Origin of the sequence: Thermosipho sp. 1074 (genome assembly GCF_001999655.1) — a bacterium.
In the GTDB taxonomy this organism is placed as follows: Bacteria; Thermotogota; Thermotogae; order Thermotogales; family Fervidobacteriaceae; genus Thermosipho; species Thermosipho affectus.
Genome location: NZ_LBEX01000018.1, coordinates 248,577 through 265,191 on the forward strand (window position 1 = coordinate 248,577; position 16,615 = coordinate 265,191).

General features: G+C 30.3%; 16 protein-coding genes. 13 read left to right on the top strand and 3 right to left on the bottom strand.

Features of this window, described 5'->3' with window-relative positions; all coding sequences use genetic code 11:
- Positions 1-3 precede the first annotated feature (3 nt).
- From tsaE to fliD, 9 genes are read left to right on the top strand one after another with little or no spacing between them, the layout of a single operon-like run.
- Positions 4-474 carry a tRNA (adenosine(37)-N6)-threonylcarbamoyltransferase complex ATPase subunit type 1 TsaE gene (tsaE, locus tag XO08_RS08115; RefSeq protein WP_075666444.1) on the top strand — a complete coding sequence of 157 codons (471 nt, stop codon included), beginning with the start codon at positions 4-6 and terminating at the stop codon, positions 472-474.
- Positions 455-2,827, top strand: coding sequence for an endopeptidase La (lon, locus tag XO08_RS08120; protein ID WP_075666445.1), 2,373 nt, complete (start codon positions 455-457; stop codon positions 2,825-2,827). Before tsaE ends, lon begins: the two co-directional genes overlap by 20 nt.
- On the top strand, positions 2,808-3,398 hold the full coding sequence (gene yihA, locus XO08_RS08125; RefSeq protein WP_075666446.1) for a ribosome biogenesis GTP-binding protein YihA/YsxC: 591 nt from the start codon (positions 2,808-2,810) through the stop codon (positions 3,396-3,398). The genes lon and yihA overlap by 20 nt, the downstream gene beginning before the upstream one ends.
- A complete protein-coding gene (gene argS, locus XO08_RS08130) occupies positions 3,395-5,026 on the top strand; it encodes an arginine--tRNA ligase (protein WP_077287978.1) in 1,632 nt (543 codons plus the stop codon). Before yihA ends, argS begins: the two co-directional genes overlap by 4 nt.
- A gap of 11 nt (positions 5,027-5,037) precedes the next feature.
- Entirely contained in the window at positions 5,038-6,432 is a 1,395-nt protein-coding gene (locus XO08_RS08135) for a cell wall metabolism sensor histidine kinase WalK (protein WP_077287979.1), read from the top strand.
- A gap of 4 nt (positions 6,433-6,436) precedes the next feature.
- Positions 6,437-7,294: an HDOD domain-containing protein gene (locus XO08_RS08140; RefSeq protein WP_077198646.1), complete on the top strand. Its 858-nt coding sequence runs from the start codon at positions 6,437-6,439 to the stop codon at positions 7,292-7,294.
- Entirely contained in the window at positions 7,284-7,664 is a 381-nt protein-coding gene (rbfA, locus tag XO08_RS08145) for a 30S ribosome-binding factor RbfA (RefSeq protein ID WP_077287980.1), read from the top strand. The genes XO08_RS08140 and rbfA overlap by 11 nt, the downstream gene beginning before the upstream one ends.
- Positions 7,665-7,694: 30 nt before the next feature.
- Positions 7,695-8,033, top strand: a complete 339-nt coding sequence (locus tag XO08_RS08150) for a flagellar protein FlaG (protein WP_077287981.1) — start codon at positions 7,695-7,697, stop codon at positions 8,031-8,033.
- A gap of 12 nt (positions 8,034-8,045) precedes the next feature.
- The gene (fliD, locus tag XO08_RS08155) at positions 8,046-9,821 is read left to right on the top strand and encodes a flagellar filament capping protein FliD (protein WP_077287982.1); all 1,776 of its coding nucleotides are present in this window, start codon (positions 8,046-8,048) and stop codon (positions 9,819-9,821) included.
- 523 nt (positions 9,822-10,344) lie between these two features.
- Here fliD and XO08_RS09305 read toward each other — a convergent pair.
- The 3 genes from XO08_RS09305 to XO08_RS08165 all read right to left on the bottom strand — a co-directional run bounded on the left by XO08_RS09305 (position 10,345) and on the right by XO08_RS08165 (position 12,373).
- The gene (locus tag XO08_RS09305; protein ID WP_158074258.1) at positions 10,345-10,506 is read right to left on the bottom strand and encodes a hypothetical protein; all 162 of its coding nucleotides are present in this window, start codon (positions 10,504-10,506) and stop codon (positions 10,345-10,347) included.
- Positions 10,507-10,827: 321 nt separating this feature from the next.
- Positions 10,828-11,874, bottom strand: a complete 1,047-nt coding sequence (locus tag XO08_RS08160; RefSeq protein WP_077287983.1) for a vWA domain-containing protein — start codon at positions 11,872-11,874, stop codon at positions 10,828-10,830.
- A gap of 13 nt (positions 11,875-11,887) precedes the next feature.
- The gene (locus tag XO08_RS08165) at positions 11,888-12,373 is read right to left on the bottom strand and encodes a hypothetical protein (protein WP_077287984.1); all 486 of its coding nucleotides are present in this window, start codon (positions 12,371-12,373) and stop codon (positions 11,888-11,890) included.
- A 189-nt stretch (positions 12,374-12,562) separates the two neighbouring features.
- On the opposite strand from XO08_RS08165, the gene rlmN reads away from it, so the two are divergent.
- The 4 genes from rlmN to XO08_RS08185 are packed head-to-tail and all read left to right on the top strand — an operon-like array spanning position 12,563 to position 16,604.
- A complete protein-coding gene (gene rlmN, locus XO08_RS08170) occupies positions 12,563-13,585 on the top strand; it encodes a 23S rRNA (adenine(2503)-C(2))-methyltransferase RlmN (protein ID WP_077287985.1) in 1,023 nt (340 codons plus the stop codon).
- A gap of 50 nt (positions 13,586-13,635) precedes the next feature.
- Positions 13,636-14,067 carry a PASTA domain-containing protein gene (locus XO08_RS08175; protein ID WP_158074259.1) on the top strand — a complete coding sequence of 144 codons (432 nt, stop codon included), beginning with the start codon at positions 13,636-13,638 and terminating at the stop codon, positions 14,065-14,067.
- Positions 14,064-14,930, top strand: coding sequence for a ribosome small subunit-dependent GTPase A (gene rsgA / locus XO08_RS08180; RefSeq protein WP_077287987.1), 867 nt, complete (start codon positions 14,064-14,066; stop codon positions 14,928-14,930). Before XO08_RS08175 ends, rsgA begins: the two co-directional genes overlap by 4 nt.
- Complete coding sequence (locus tag XO08_RS08185) at positions 14,931-16,604, top strand: YgiQ family radical SAM protein (protein WP_077287988.1); 1,674 nt, start codon at positions 14,931-14,933, stop codon at positions 16,602-16,604.
- The last annotated feature ends 11 nt before the right edge of the window (positions 16,605-16,615 follow it).

Consider the following 16,615-nt stretch of genomic DNA (forward strand, 5'->3'; position numbering starts at 1 on the left):
ATTGTGAAGATAGAAAATGTATCATTAGAGGATTTAAAAAGTTTAACTAAAATAATTTCCAAAAATATTGATGATTTAAATTTTATATATTTAAATGGAGATTTGGGTTCAGGAAAAACCACTTTTACGAAGTATTTATGTTACTATCTTGGAGTGGATTGGTTACAAGTGAGTAGTCCTACATTTTCTATAATTAACGTTTATGAAGGAAAAAGAACAATTTATCATGTGGATCTTTATAGAATATCTGATTTTGACGAAGTTTTTTACGTATTAGAAGAGAATTTTGAAGATAAAGAAGGAATTTTTATAATAGAATGGAGTGATTTATTTAAGGATTATTTTACTGAAGAAGGGCTTAAAATAAACTTTTATCATAGGGATGAAAAGACAAGAGATCTTGAATTTTTTACTGACTTGGAGAAACTAACTATTAGTTTAAGGAGGTGGATGAATGAAAGAAAAAAAGTTTGAGAAGTTAGAACAGAAGGTTGCAAAATTAAATGAGGAAGAAATAGAAATTCCGGGAGAGTTACCCGTCATTGCAATGAGAAGTAATGTTGTTGTATATCCAAATACTGTTGTACCATTTTATGTAGGGCGTGAAAAGTCGTTATATGCTTTAGAGGATTCAATGGAAAATTACAATCAATTGTTGTTTGTAGTTAATCAGAAAGATCCAAAGATTGAAGAACCCAAAGAGATTGATTTATTTAAAATTGGAACAGTTGTAAAAATAATGCAAATTGGTAAACTTCCAGATGGAACTTTTAAGGTTTTGGTAGAGGGAATTTCGCGGGCGGAATGGATTAAATCAATTGAAAAAAAATACTTTAAATTTAAGATAAAGCTTTTAAAATCAAAATATCGGAAGACAAAAAAATTAATTGCTTTAATGAGAGTTGTGAGAGATGAAATGCAAAAATACATACAATATTCTAGAAAGCTCCCCACAGAAGCTTTAATGTTTTTGGAGGATATGGAAGATCCCGATGTATTTGCAGATTTAGCTGCATCAATTTGCCCTGGAAGTTTAGAAGAAAAGCAAGAATTACTTGAAATATTACATCCTGCAAGACGTTTAGAGAAAATTTTGGAATTAATATCTAAAGAAACGGAATTACTTGAAATAGAACACCAATTAGATCAAAAGGTAAAGAAAAGAATTGAAAAATCGCAAAAAGAATACTTTTTAAGAGAAAAACTAAGGGTTATTAGAGAAGAGCTTGGTGGAGAAGAAGATGCTGAAATTAGGGAATTAGAAGAAAAAATAGAAAATGATGATTTGCCGGATTATGTTAAAGAAAAAGCAAGATTTGAATTGAAAAGACTTGAAAAGATGTCTCCCTATTCACCTGAAGCAAATGTTATAAGGAATTATTTAGATTGGATTTTAAATTTACCTTGGAATAAAAAGACAGAGGAATTATCTGATTTGAAGATTGCTAAAAATGTTTTGGAAAAGCATCATTTTGGTCTTGAAGAACCCAAGCAAAGAATTTTGGAATTTTTGGCTACACGTAGTGTTTCAAAGTCGATGAAAGCACCTATTATTTGTTTTGTTGGACCACCAGGTGTGGGGAAAACTTCTTTGGGACGTTCTATTGCAGAGGCTTTGGGAAGGAAATTTTTAAGGATGTCTTTAGGAGGTTTAAGAGATGAAGCAGAAATTAGAGGCCACAGACGGACTTATGTTGGGGCATTACCTGGGAGAATTATTCAACTTATTAGAAAAGCAGGTGTTAAAAATCCGGTATTGTTATTAGATGAAATTGATAAAATGGGAATAAGTTTTCAAGGTGATCCTGCATCTGCATTGCTTGAGGTCTTGGATCCAGAGCAGAATAAAGATTTTGTTGATCTATATCTGGAGTTACCTTTTGATTTGTCAGAGGTTTTATTCATTACTACAGCAAATACTTTATACAATATACCAGAACCACTAAAAGATAGAATGGAAATTATTGAAATTCCAAGTTATACTAACGTTGAAAAATTTCATATAGCAAAAGATTATATTCTCCCTAAAATATTCAATGAGTTAAATTTTGAAAGAAAAAAGATAGTATTTAGGAATGATTCAATTAAGCAAATTATTTTAGAATATACGCTTGAACCTGGAGTTAGGGAACTTGAACGAAAGTTGAGGACTATTGTTAGAAAATCTATTTTGGAAATTGTGGAAGGGAAAGAAAAAGTAATCATAACTACCAAAAAAGTAAAGGATTACCTTGGGGCTCCAAGGATAAAAGAAGAAAACAGATTAAAAAAACCAACAATTGGTGTATCAACTGGACTTGCTTGGACGGCATATGGCGGGACGACTTTGTTTATAGAAAGCATATTATTTCCGGGAAAGGGAAGATTAATATTAACAGGTAAATTGGGAGAAGTGATGAAAGAATCTGCACAAATTGCCTTTAGTTTAGTGAAAAAGCTTTGTGGAGAGGAGTTTACAGAATTTTTTGAAAAGAATGATATACATATCCATGTTCCAGAAGGTGCAGTGCCAAAAGATGGACCAAGTGCAGGCGTTACTTTGGTAACTAGTTTGTTCTCATCTGTTAAGAAAGTTCCTGTTGATAACAATATTGCAATGACGGGTGAAATAACATTGAGGGGAAGAGTTTTGCCCGTTGGAGGAATAAAGGAAAAAGTTTTAGCTGCGTATAGAAAAGGAATAAAGAAAATTATTTTACCATATCAAAATAGATATGATATTGAAAAAATACCAGGAGAAGTTAGAAAAGATATCAAATTTGTTTTCGTAAATACAATTGACGAAGTGTTAAGGGAGGCATTGATTTGTGAAGATAAAGAGTGTTGAATTGGTAAAAACTATATATAGTAAAAAAGAAAGATATCCTGAGCCGTTAAATGGTGAGTTTGTTTTTGTTGGAAGATCGAATGTTGGAAAGTCAACTTTATTGAATACATTAACAGAGAGAAACATTGCAAAGACAAGTAAAAAGCCAGGAAAAACTGCTTCTGTTAATTTTTATAAAATAAATGATTTACTTTATTTTGTAGATTTACCTGGTTATGGTTTTGCCAAAGTTTCTGAAAAAGAAAGGCTTAGGTGGAAGCAAATAATAGAATTTTATTTTGAAAGTAGATTTTGGAATATAAAGATGATTTTTTTGCTTGTTGATGGAAGACATGAATTGCAAAAAAACGATGAAATGATGATTGATTGGTTAAAAGAAATGGATTTACCTTTTTCCATTGTTTTAACTAAAATAGACAAGTTAAAGATGTCTGAAAAATCTAAAATGATTAGGTATTACAGAAATTTATTTGGTGAAAACTATATTGTTATACCTTATTCAGCTGTGACTAAAGAAGGGGTATCGGAAATTTTAAAATTAGTTGAGGATCTTGGAGGTGCAAAGGTTTGATACGAGATATAATTGATGAAAAAATAAAAAGTATACTTTTGGAAGAAGGTTTTGATTATTCTTATAACATAGAAATTCCAGATGAACGATTTGGGGATTTTTCAACGAATGTAGCTTTAATTGGAGCTAAGTATTTCAGGAAACCTCCTCTTGAGATAGCAAAGATATTCGTTGCAAAATTGGAAAGTGACCCTTTATTCTTAGAAGTTAATATTGCTGGGCCGGGTTTTATAAATTTTAGAATTTCAAAGGCATTTTATATCAGTATTTTGGAAGAAATGTTAAAAAAGGGTGCAAATTATTGGAGACCAAAACCGAAACAATTGAAAGTACAGCTGGAATATGGTAGTGCAAATCCTACAGGTCCTTTTACAGTAGGACACGGAAGACAGCTAGTGATAGGTGATGTTCTAGGTAATGTTTTGGAGTTTTTGGGGTATGATGTTGAAAAAGAAATGTATTTAAACGATGCAGGAAGACAAATAAGACTTTTGGCGCGTTCTTTATGGGTGAGGTACAATGAGTTATTCGGAAAAGAATATGATTTACCTGAGGATGGTTATAAAGGTACGTATTTAATGGATATTGCAAGAAGTTTGAGTGAAAGGGAAGGAAATAAGTTTGTAGATAAATGGGATGAGAAAGTGGAGAAGTTTTTCATGAAGGAAGCCGTATCTAGTATATTAGATAATATGGAGGGGACACTTAGCAAAATAGGTTGTAAATTTGATAGTAAAATAAGGGAAAGTTTTGTAATAGAAAAAGGATATGTTGACAGGGTATTGGAAATTTTTAAAGTGAAAAATTTAGTATATGAAAAGGATAACGCGCTTTGGTTTAAAGTGTCAAAGTTTCTCAACGAAGACGATAAAGTTTTAATTAGGAGTGATGGTACTTATACTTATTTTTTGACGGATATTGCGTATCATTTGTATAAATTTGAGAGAGAATATAACAAAGTTTATGATATTTTTGGCAGTGACCATCATGGGCATATTCCTAGAATGAAAGCTGCTATGAGCGCTCTTGATATTTCTAATGAATTTTTAAATTTCATACTCCATCAATTTGTTACTTTAAAACGTGGAAAAGAAGTTGTAAAAATGAGTACGAGGGCAGGTAATTTTGTAACTTTGGAAGAACTTTTAGATGAAGCAGGAAAAGATGCAACAAGATATTTCTTTGTTATGAATGATGTAAATACACATTTAGTTTTCGATTTAGAACTTGCAAAGTCTAAAACTAATGAAAATCCTGTGTATTATGTACAATATGCATATGCGAGGATAAATAGCATTTTTGAGAAAGCCTCTGAAAAAGGGATAAAAGGCGATTATTTGGATAATATAGAACTTTTGGAAAATCCGGAAGAAATGAGTATAATTAAATTGTTGGATGAATTTGTTAATTCCCTTAAACAAGTTGAAGAAAAATTATCACCTCACTTTTTAACAAATTATATTTATTTAGTTTCCGAAAAATTCCACAGTTATTATTCAAAATATAAAATAGTTGATGAAACAAATATTTCTCTAAGTTTGGCAAGATTAGGTTTATTGAGTGTTATTAAAAATGTTTATGAGATAGTGTTCAATCTTTTGGGAGTTAAAGCACCAGAAAGAATGTAGAAGGTGAGAATTTGAATATTGATACGTTATTTTCTAGTTTTATTCATGAAATAGGTAAAGCAAAAACTGAGGAAGAAGTTTATAGAACACTTTTAAAATCATTGAAGGCAATGTTAAAGTATAACGGTGCTTTGGTTTTAAAGCAAAATAAAGTGGTTTTTTTTGATCCAGAAGTGTTTGATATTTCAAAATATTCTGATTATATGGCCTGGATTGAAGAAAGATTATTGCCTTCGTTTTTTTTGGAATCAGATGAATTTATTGGAATAATTCCCATAGTTAAACAAGGGAAAATGTTGGGAAGTATAATTGTAAGAACTAATAAAGAACCTAATAACGAATTAATGGTTTTTTTACAAATTTTTTCTTTTTTAACGGGAATTACTTTAGAAAATTTGGTATTAATTGAAAAAATAAAGAATTCTGAAAAGTTTATGTTTGAGGTTTTAAATTCTATTAGCGAAGGTATTTTTGTTTTGGATGAAAAAGGTGAACTAGAGTTTTCAAACAAGTTTGGTAAAGAAATAATAGAGAAGTATGATATAAAGGATTATTTTAAATTTTTAATTTTAGATGATGCAAATATACATTCTAAGGAATTTGGTGAAAATTATTTTACTATTGTAAAAACAAAATTTGATTTTTTAGGTAGTACCAAGTATATTATCACTTTCAACAATGTTACATATGAAATGGAATTGGAAAAACTAAAACAATTAGATAAGATGAAGACGGAATTTGTTGCAAATATTTCTCACGAGCTTCGAACTCCTCTATCTGCTGTAAAGGCATATACCGAGACCTTATTGAATATGGAGGTTGATCCTGAAAGTCAAAGAGAATTCCTTTCTATTATATACGAACAAAGCGAGAGACTAGAAGCTCTATTAAATGACTTGTTGGACTTTACATTAATAGAATCAGGTACAATGGAGTTAGAATATAGTGAGTTTAATATTTGTGAGGTTTTACAAAGTGTTTTGGAGAAAGTATCTCCATTTGCGGAAAAATTTGGGGTAAAATTAGAACATAGTTGTAGTGAAGTTACTATATTTGCGGATAGAAAAAGGATTTTTCAGGTGGTGTACAATTTACTCGATAATGCGATAAAGTTCAACGATAAAGAGAAAGATGAAAGATTTGCGAAGGTTAACATAAAAAATGAAGACAATGAATTAATTATTGAAGTGGAGGATAACGGTATAGGAATTTCTGAAGAAGAGAAAAATAAAATTTTTGAGAAGTTTTACAAAGGGGATAGAAGTTTAACTTATGAAGTTTCTGGTACCGGGTTAGGCCTTGCAATTGTAAAAGAAATTGTAAGATTGCACGGAGGAAATATTGATGTAGAATCTGAAGTAAAGAAGGGGACAAGATTTATAGTGAGAATTCCATTGGGGAAGTGAGTAAATGTTGGTAAAATTTATAAAAGAAATAGAAGAAATTCCAACGCCAGATTTTCAAGTTCAGCAGATAATAAATATAGCATCTAATCCGGATTCGTCTATAAAAGATCTTGAAAAGGCTATTTCAATGGATGCTTCATTATCTCTAAAGGTTTTAAAATTGGTAAATTCCGCGTATTATGGGCTTCCAAGAAAAATAACAAAGATAAGTGAAGCTGTAATGATTTTAGGATTTAAAACTGTAAGAAATTTGGCGTTGTCGATTTTTACGTATTCTTCTTTAAATAAAGGGGCTTCAAATGTTGATAAGAAGAAGCTTTGGCAACATTTTATGTCAACTGCTATAATTTCAGAGGTGGTTTCAAAAATTATCGGTTATCCTGAACAGGAAGAAGCGTTTATGGCGGGGCTTTTGCATGATATTGGAAAAATTGTATTGGATATTGCGTTTCCAAAGTATATTACTAGTTTGGTTGAAAAATCAAAGTCTAATAAGGTGTGTTTTTACACTTTGGAAAAGAAGTTAGGTGAAGAGACTCATGGTGAACTTGGGGCGTTTTTAATTGAGCAATGGAAGCTTCCAGAACTGTTTCAAATAGTTTCTCTTTACCATGATGAACCAGAAAATAACGATCAAGAAGCTTTTGATACGATTTTATACATTGTACATCTTGCAAATTATTTTTCGAATTTGATGTACAATGGATATTCTGGTTCATATTGTGAACCTACATTATCTGCCAAAACATTTAAAGTTTTAGGTATAAAACCGTCGGATTTGATTGATATCTCAATTAAAATAAGAAACGCTTTGGCAAAAGCGAAAGCTCTTTTAGAAGGAGGAGAAGAAAATGAATCCTGAGTATAGAAATATGAAAATAGAAAATCGTATAAGAGAACTTATTTCTGAAGGGTTACGAAAAATTAAGGTTCCGGAGTTTGATGCAATAAGAAGTTACATAGTAATCTCAAGGGTTATTATTTCAAAAGATAAAAAATATGCAGATGTTTATGTAAGTTATATTGGTAATGCAGAAGATAGAAAAAAGGCAGTTGAGCTTTTGGTAAAATATAAAGGTTTCTTTAGAAAATATATTGCAAAAAATCTAAGAATCTATACTACACCAGAGCTTAGATTCAAAGAAGATATAGGGATAGAAGAAAGTGTAAAAATAAATAAACTTTTAGATGAAATTTCATCTAAAAATAATGAAAATACTTCCGATAATTAATATAGGTAGCTTTTTTTAGGAGGGATAACCATGGATGGTGTTAAAGGGGTGAGTAATGGCAAAATAGAAATTTTTGAAAATAACCTAAAAAATCCAAATTTAGATCAAAAAAAAGAGATAGATCAACAAAATAGAAATGTTGATTTGAATGTCGTTGCGAAAGAGTTTAAAGAAAATTTAGAAAAATTAAAGAAAATTTTTAGAGGTGAAGCGGAATTTAATATTGACAAGGATACAGGGATGATAGTTGTGAAAATAAAAGATAAGGATACAGGAGAAATTATTAGACAAATTCCTCCAGAGGTTGCTTTGAGACTTGCAAAAAATCTTGAAGAATTGATTGGTGTTATATTTGATGAAAGAGCTTAAGGAGGTAATATTATGGATTATAGTTCTATTGCTCAGAATATCAACTATAGATATACCTCCAATGCTCCAATGTTTCAATTTGGTGGTTTATCTTCTGGGTTAGATACAGCTTCTATAATTGATAAAATAATGGAAGTAGAATCCCGGCCTTTAAATAGGCTTAATGAGAAGTTTAAGATTTTAGATTATCAACAGAAAGCATATAATAACGTTTCTGATAAGTTGCGAGATTTTATGAATTATTTAACAGATTTTAAGTTACAATCTAATCTAATTCCAAAGAGTGCAACGGTTTCTGATGCAACGGTTTTAACTGCCAATGCTAGTGCTACTGTTTTGGATGGTAATTATTCGATTTCTATCGATAAATTGGCTTCAAGAAGCATTTATAATGGTGGAAAAGTTGGTGTTGATATAACTTCTACAGATACATATTCTAGTTTGAACCATAAATATGTACCACAAGATTCGACATTAGTTTTAACTGTTAATAATACAGATGTAAATATTAGTATATCTTCAACGGATACGATCAATGATATTGTAAATAAAATTTCAAGTGCTTTTACAACTGCGGGTGCTTCTGCCACCGTTACTTTTGATGATGTAGAAAATAAATTGGTGATACAATCTTCTGATATTTTTTCAATTTCACAATCAAGTGGTAATTTTTTAAGTATTTTTAGGTTAGATGATGCAAATTTGATAAACAATTCAGGAACTTATACGTTGCAAAGTTCGGGAGATATTGGTGCATATTCAACAAGCAAAACTTTAGCAGATTTAGGAATATCGGGAAGTGGAACTTTTACAATAAATGATGTTTCAATCTCTTATTCAGATACTGACACAATTTTTGATCTAATTTCAAGAATTAACAATAATGTTAGTGATGTTACAGCATCGTATGATGAGAATAATAACAAAATAGTTATAACAGCAAATGAAATGGGTGATGTTATTATAAATATATCTGGAGCACCTTCTGGGCTTGGACTTGATACTGGGACATTTACATTGGGAGATGTAGCCCATGCAACATTAACAACTGATTCTGGTCTAACTTATGATCTTTATTCTGATAATAATACATTTACTTACAATGGTTTAGAATTTACTGCATACAATTTAGGAAATGTAACTATAAGTGTTAATACTGATACTGATGCTATAGTGGAAAAAGTTAAAGAATTTGTCGATAAATGGAATGAAATGACCGATTATCTATACACTAAATTAACTGAAGATAAGGTTAAAGGTAAAGATGAAAGTGAAATGTCTGAAGAAGAAAAGATACAAGGTTATTTAAAAAATGATCAATATTTAAGAAGAATTTTTGACAAAATGAGAGGATTTTTATATGATTCGTACAATGGTAATTATTTATGGGAACTTGGAATAACTTCAGGAGATAGCGGTATAGGTTTTGAAAATACGATGAAAGGTCATATTGAATTAGATGAAGATAAATTAAAAGAGTATATTTCGAAAAATGGTGTAGATTCTGTTTGGAAATTTTTTGGAGGTTCTGAAACAAGTTTTGCAAGTCAAGTGAAAGATTATCTTTATGATTTAACAAAATTCAATGGAGAAATAGATCAAGTTGCAGGAGTAAGTGGAAGGTTAGGGAGAGAAAAGAGAGTCCTTGCAAAAGAAATGGCAAATTGGATTGATATTTTGCAGAAAAAAGAACAAGATTTGTGGGCGAAATTTTCTGCAATGGAAGAAGCACTTGCAAAATTAAATTCTCAAGGTATGTATATTGCACAGGCACTTTCAAAAAGATGAAAAAGCAGGTGAAATAGGCTTGCTTTTTGGTGTGTGACAAACAAAAAAATTAATTTATTAATTTTTTTTGAATGCATGGCTTTGGTAAAATACCAAAGCCATGTTATTTAGTCTTTTTTGTATCTCTTGAGCATAGTCAAAAGAGTATTTCTCTTTTTTTGTGTTCTTGAATAGTTATTTTCCTATTTAATTTCTTCAAGCTTTGCCTTTTGGCAGTAATTCCTGTACGAACAATGTCTCATACACTCATTAATATAAATAATTGATATCTTATTAATGTAAATAAATTCAAAAGTACACATAATACTCCGGGGTCACTTAATACTATTCCGCGGTATATAACAAAGAGATAAAATATTATTGAAATTAAGTAGTGGAACATAAAACTAAGGATAAAATCGTTAAAATATAATCTCTTTTTGTATTTTCAAAATGAATCAGTCTCTTTTCTATAAAGATTTATTTCAAAGTTATGAACCTCAAACAATTGTATTTACTCTATACCCTTTCTAAAAAATTATATTCAACTATTTTTGAGTAATAATTTTGCAAGTACTATTCTTGTTTTCTCATTGCCAGAAATATTGTTTCCATTACTCACGAGAAATGTATCTAGATTTCTTTTATAAATTTTTTCAAACCGGCCAAAATTTTCCGTTGTGTAGTGATATATACTTAAAAACAAGTCTTATAAAAGCTTCCCCCATTCTTTAATTGAACTTATAGTGGTCACTTTTTCATCACGCGTTACTGCAAGATTAAAATTGTCTAATATGTTTTTTCTTTAAAATGAGCAAATACTCCATATTTATAAAGTTTCAAAGACAAGTTCTTTATAAATTTTGAGTGTTTTAGAAACTGCTCTAGCTGTACTTTCATCAAATGGCATATTTTCTTTTTCTGACCTTTATTTACCTAAAACACCCCCTGTTGGTTTTATTTTACCACTTAGGGGGTGCCTTTTTATTGTTTCATTTTTGAGGTTCACTGCAAGCCGAAGATTTCTTTAATAACTAACATTTTCAAGTTTTTTGTAACCTTTTAGGCTTTCATGATCTATAAATACTTCTATTGTATGCGTTGCATTTGGAGAGTCACTTTCAAATGCAATTATCCAACTTGAAGAAATGTATTCTAAAAGACCTATATTTGTCAAATTAACATTGCCAGATGAATCAGTATAATTTACAATTCCTCCTGTTTTTTCTATAATTTCTCTTGGATCTTCAGGGTTGCTAAAATCAGTATCAGTGATATTGTAGTAATATAATGGTACAAAAGCACCATGTATTGTCACGTATCCTGTTATAGCGCTAATTACTTCACTTTTATCATATAAAGTTTCACCTTCGGCATCTCCAGGATATGATTCTGATTTATAATGTGCAGATGCATCTGTAATGAGTATCATAATTTTTTGTGAAGAAGTTCTCCAAGATGCGTTATTAAATGCATACATGATACCTGCGTATGGATTTTCAGGGAAATCTCCTCCACCGTATGCAGATAAACTAGAAACAAAATTTTTAGCGCTACTTGCATCTGAAAGATCCAACCAGGCGGGTGATACCGTTATATTTTTAGAAGGTGCAGCATCATCAAATGGAACAATTCCTATTCTTGCATCTAAGCCACTTGCTTCTAGAGTGATAATCAAATTTTGAATGCTGTTTTTAACCCCTTCAATTGCGTTATACATGCTTCCTGTTGTGTCTAATACAATCATTATATCAATTTGTGTTCTTTTTTCAGCTTCTTTAAATAAAAGAAATCCTTGAGCGTTATTGTCTTCGAAGACTTTTATTTTGCTATCAGAAAGATTTGAAATATCGGGAACATTTAATTTTAACCTTACATAATCTGGAACGGAAAGTGGTACTAAAAACGGTGTTTTATCAGTTGTAAGGTATAACGTAAGATCAGTGTACAAACTTGTTGAAGGTTTAAGCACTCCTTCTGGATCTTTTGGAATTAATTTGGGCAACGTTGGAATGTTAACACATCCGAATATAAATATTAAGACTATAAATGATAAAAGTATAATTTTTTTCATAATTATCCCTCCTTTAGAATGTAAGACCTATACCAAGATTTAGGGTATAGATTCCGGTGCTTAAAAATTGAAGATTAAATGTAGTAATTGCTTCGAGTGATAGCGTTATTGGTGCTCCAGTTTTTAATCCCAATTTTCCATGGAATATTTCTTGCGAATAAAGTCCAATTTCTGTGTTTTGTAGATTTACAATAAGAATTGGTGCAACTCCAACGTAAATAGAAGTGCTAGAGATTTTTAGATTAAAAAGTAAGTATGGATCAAATTCAACTAATTTTATTTCTGAGAAATTGGTGTTTTCTAAATCCAAATTAGTTCCTGAGATTGGATAGTAAATGTTTAAGGAAAAACCTATAATGCTTGAGTAAGTACCTAATTCTGCTCCTAAAACAAATCGGTTTTTTCCACTCATTTCTTTTCCAATGCTTGCTCCTAAAAACATGGAAAAATAAATACTCGAAAACAAGAAAAGAAGTATCAATAATGTTATTCTTTTCATTTTAATCACCTCCTAAATATATCATATCACTTTACTATATAAAAATAATATAACATTAATTGGTTATATTAAGTTGTTTAGTGTAATAATACTATGTTAAATTAATAATTCTTTGTTTTTCAAAGTATAGTATTAATTTTTGGACATTTGTGTTAGAATAATATTAGAAAAAATTTGGAGGGGAATAATATGAAGAATATTTTGGACTTTAAGTATGATAAATTGGTTGGAGAATTTAAAAAAATAAATTTAGAAAGATATAGGGTGGATCAAGTTTTGGATTGGATCTATAAGAAAAAAATTTTTGATTTTAACGATATGACAAATCTTTCTAATGAACACCGAAGGATACTTTCAGAAAGATTTACAATAGATATTCCAGAACTATTAGATATGCAGGTTTCTAAAATTGATAAAACTACAAAGTTTCTGTGGAAATTAAAAGATGGTAACACAATTGAGTCTGTTGCGTTATTTCATTCAGGTAGGGTTACTTCTTGTATATCTACGCAAGTAGGATGTCCGGTAAAATGTAGTTTTTGTGCAACGGGACAAAGTGGTTTTGTGAGAAATTTAACTGTTGGTGAAATTGTAGGTCAAATTTTGGCTATTGAATTGAATAGAAAAGTTAAAGTGGGAAATGTAGTTTATATGGGAATGGGTGAACCACTATTAAATTTTGGAAATGTGCTGGATAGTATTAAAATATTAAATCACAAAAAGATGTTGAATATAGGGATTAGAAGAATTACTATTTCTACCGTTGGAATTCCAGAAAAAATCGTAGAACTTGCAAAATCAGGTTTAGATGTGAAATTGGCATTATCTTTACATGCCCCCACAGATTTTAAAAGAGATCAGATAATTCCGTTAAATAAAAAATACAGTGTTGAAGAGTTAATATATGCATTAAAAAAGTATCAAGAAATCACAGGTAATAGAATTACAATTGAGTATATTTTAATAAGAGAGTTTAATGATTATCCAGATGATGCTGTTAAATTAGCAGAATTATTAAGAAGATTGAGTGTATTTGTCAATCTCATTCCGGTTAATCCAGTAAATCCTGAATTTCATAGGCCAAGCAAATGGGCAATTGAGAGATTTAAAGAGGTATTAGAGAAAAATGGTATAGAGTGTGAAATTAGGCAAGAAAAAGGTACGGATATAGATGCTGCTTGTGGGCAACTAAGAAGGAGGAATATAAAATAAGGTTTTTAAAATCTTTGATAATATTTTTATTTGGAATATATTTTGGGGCGTTGGCATTTATAGGTATAAATTATTATTTCCAAAGAACAAATTTCTTGACGTTTTCAATTGATGAGTTGAAGGGTAAAAAAATTGAAGATATAGAAAAAGATCTAAGTAGTTCTGGATTTAAGGTGGAGTTTTTTAACAAAGGACAAATTGTTGATGTTATTCCAAAGTTTAGTGTGTTAAAAAAGGGAAGAACTATAAAAATAATATTGAGAGATGAAAAATTTAAATTACCTAATTTGTATGGTGTTTTTTATCTTGAAGGTATAAGCTTTTTGAAAAAACGTGAATTTGATGTTGAAATAGTAAAAATAAAATTTCCCGGCCCAGATGGAAGGATATTGGCATCTTATCCAAGTTTTGGAAGTGAGATTTCTAAGAATTCCAAAATAAGATTATTAGTTGATTTTGGTGAAACAGGAGGTATGGAATGAGAAAAAAAGGTTTGGTATTAAAATTTATGTCAAATATGGCGTTGGTTGAAGATATAGAAACAGGGAAAGTATTCATTTGTAAGCTTAGGGGAAAATTTAAGGAACAAGGAATTAGGCCAATAGTTGGTGATTTTGTAGAATATCGCCATATAGTAGGTAATGAAGGAGTTATAGAAAACATTTTAAATAGGAAGAACGAATTAAAACGTCCGAGGATTGCAAATATTGATCAAGTAGTGATTGTTACTTCTTTAAAAAGACCTGAAGTGCCTCTAAAAATATTGGATAGGTATTTAGTTTTGGTAGAAAATGTAAAAATACCCGCTGTCATCGTTTTAAATAAATGTGATTTGTTAAGTAGAGAGGAAATTGATGTGTTTTTAAGTATTTATAGTAAAATGTATCCTGTTTTTTTGGTGAGTGCTAAAAATAGAATGGGAATTGATAAGCTTGTAGAAGTCTTTAAAGACAAAGTGTCTACTATGGCAGGTATGTCTGGAGTAGGAAAGAGTAGTATATTAAACGCTATTAATCCTGGTTTATCGTTAAAAGTAGGTGAAATTTCAAAAAAGTTAGATAGAGGTAAACATACAACTACTGTTATTGAATTGTTGAAATTTGATTTTGGTGGATGGATTGCTGATACACCTGGATTTGCCAGTTTAGATATTAGTGAAGTTGAAAGTGAAGAACTTAAAAATTATTTCCCGGAATTTAGTAATTTTTTATGTTTGTATCCTGGTTGTAATCATATACACGAACCAGAATGTGGAATCAAAAGAGCGGTTGAAGATGGATTAATTGCAAAGTCACGATATGAAAGTTATTTTGAAATGTTTCATGAGCTTTTGGAGGGAAATTAGATGTTTTTACCTACTACAAGATATGATATGGAAAAATTAGGGTGGAAATATTTAGATATAATATTAATTACAGGGGATGCTTATATTGACCATCCCTCAATAGGTGTTTCTTTGTTGGGGCATTATCTTGTTTCAAAAGGATTTAAAGTAGGGATTATTGGACAACCTGATGTAAGGAATGGAAAAGATGTAACGAGGTTGGGAAGACCTCGTTTATTTTTTGGAATAACCGGCGGAAATGTTGATTCAATGGTTGCAAATTATACAGCATCTATGAAGAAAAGAAAAAAAGATGATTATACTCCGGAAAAACTTGGCAATAAAAGACCAGATAGGGCAGTAATAGTGTATTCAAATTTAGTTAGAAGATTTTTTAAGGGTGTGCCAATTGTAATTGGTGGTATTGAAGCAAGTTTAAGAAGATTTGCACATTATGACTGGTGGTCTGATAAACTTAGAAAATCTATATTGTTAGATGCAAAAGCGGATCTTTTGGTATACGGAATGGGCGAAAAAGCGATTTTGGAGATTGCAAAGTGTTTGCAAAAATATGGAGATACAAGTAAATGTAATGATATCAGGGGTGTAGTTTGGTGGACGTCAAAAAGGGTTGAAAAAGCAATTGAAATTCCCTCTTATGAGGAAATATTGAATGATAAATTGAAATATAATGAGGCATTTAAAAAGGTTAGTTTTTTAACTGATCCAAATAGGGATATTTTAATTGTTCAAAAGCAAGACAATAGATATGTTGTGCAAAATCCACCTCAGTTTCCTTTAGATAGAAATGAATTTGATAATTTGTATTTGTTACCTTTTGAAAGGGAAGTTCATCCTTTTTATTTAAAGAATGGGAAGGTCAAAGCTATTGAAACAGTTAGATTTTCCATTACTACTGTTAGAGGTTGTTATGGTATGTGTGCATTTTGCGCACTAACCCAGCATCAAACAACGCATGTTATTTCTAGAAGTAAAGAGTCAATTTTGGAAGAGGTGAAGATTTTAAAAAAAATGAAAAATTTTAGGGGAACAATTTTTGATGTTGGTGGTCCTACAGCAAATATGTATGGAGCTCAGTGTAATATTCGTGCCTTAAAAGGACAGTGTAATAGATTTTGTCTTTTTAAAGAACCTTGTAAAAACTCATTAGTTGATCATAGTAAATTGTTGGATTTGTTATATACTATAAAAGAGGTAGATGGAGTGAAAAATGTTTTTATTTCATCTGGAATAAGGCATGATTTGGTTTTGGAAGATAAAAAATACGGTGAAATTTTTATTAGAGAGCTTCCAAAATTCACCCCCGGGCAATTGAAGCTGGCACCGGAACACTCTCATGAAAATGTTTTAAAGATTATGAGAAAACCGAATATTAATAAGTTTTTGGAATTTAAAAGGAAATATGAAAGTAACTCCAAGAAAAAATATGTAGTTGCTTATTTTATTGTTGGTCATCCTGGAGAATCTTTTAAAGAAAATAGTCATTTGAAAAGATTTATTAGAGAAAAATTGGGATATAGACCTCAGCAAATTCAAATCTTTACACCTACACCTGGTACCTTAAGCACGGCTATATATTTTACTGGTGTTGATCCGTATACAAATGAAAAAATATTTGTTGAAAGGAAATTGAGTAAACGTAATCAGATGAAGAAAAATATTATTCACATGTGATATAATCTTTT

Bases quoted from the DNA above. Each gene is read 5' to 3' on its own strand.
- rsgA (WP_077287987.1), top strand. From the start codon at position 14,064: ATGAGAAAAAAAGGTTTGGTATTAAAATTTATGTCAAATATGGCGTTG.
- XO08_RS08185 (WP_077287988.1), top strand. From the start codon at position 14,931: ATGTTTTTACCTACTACAAGATATGATATGGAAAAATTAGGGTGGAAA.
- rlmN (WP_077287985.1), top strand. From the start codon at position 12,563: ATGAAGAATATTTTGGACTTTAAGTATGATAAATTGGTTGGAGAATTT.
- XO08_RS08150 (WP_077287981.1), top strand. From the start codon at position 7,695: ATGGATGGTGTTAAAGGGGTGAGTAATGGCAAAATAGAAATTTTTGAA.
- XO08_RS08160 (WP_077287983.1), bottom strand. From the start codon at position 11,874: ATGAAAAAAATTATACTTTTATCATTTATAGTCTTAATATTTATATTC.
- rbfA (WP_077287980.1), top strand. From the start codon at position 7,284: ATGAATCCTGAGTATAGAAATATGAAAATAGAAAATCGTATAAGAGAA.
- lon (WP_075666445.1), top strand. From the start codon at position 455: ATGAAAGAAAAAAAGTTTGAGAAGTTAGAACAGAAGGTTGCAAAATTA.
- fliD (WP_077287982.1), top strand. From the start codon at position 8,046: ATGGATTATAGTTCTATTGCTCAGAATATCAACTATAGATATACCTCC.
- XO08_RS08140 (WP_077198646.1), top strand. From the start codon at position 6,437: ATGTTGGTAAAATTTATAAAAGAAATAGAAGAAATTCCAACGCCAGAT.
- XO08_RS08165 (WP_077287984.1), bottom strand. From the start codon at position 12,373: ATGAAAAGAATAACATTATTGATACTTCTTTTCTTGTTTTCGAGTATT.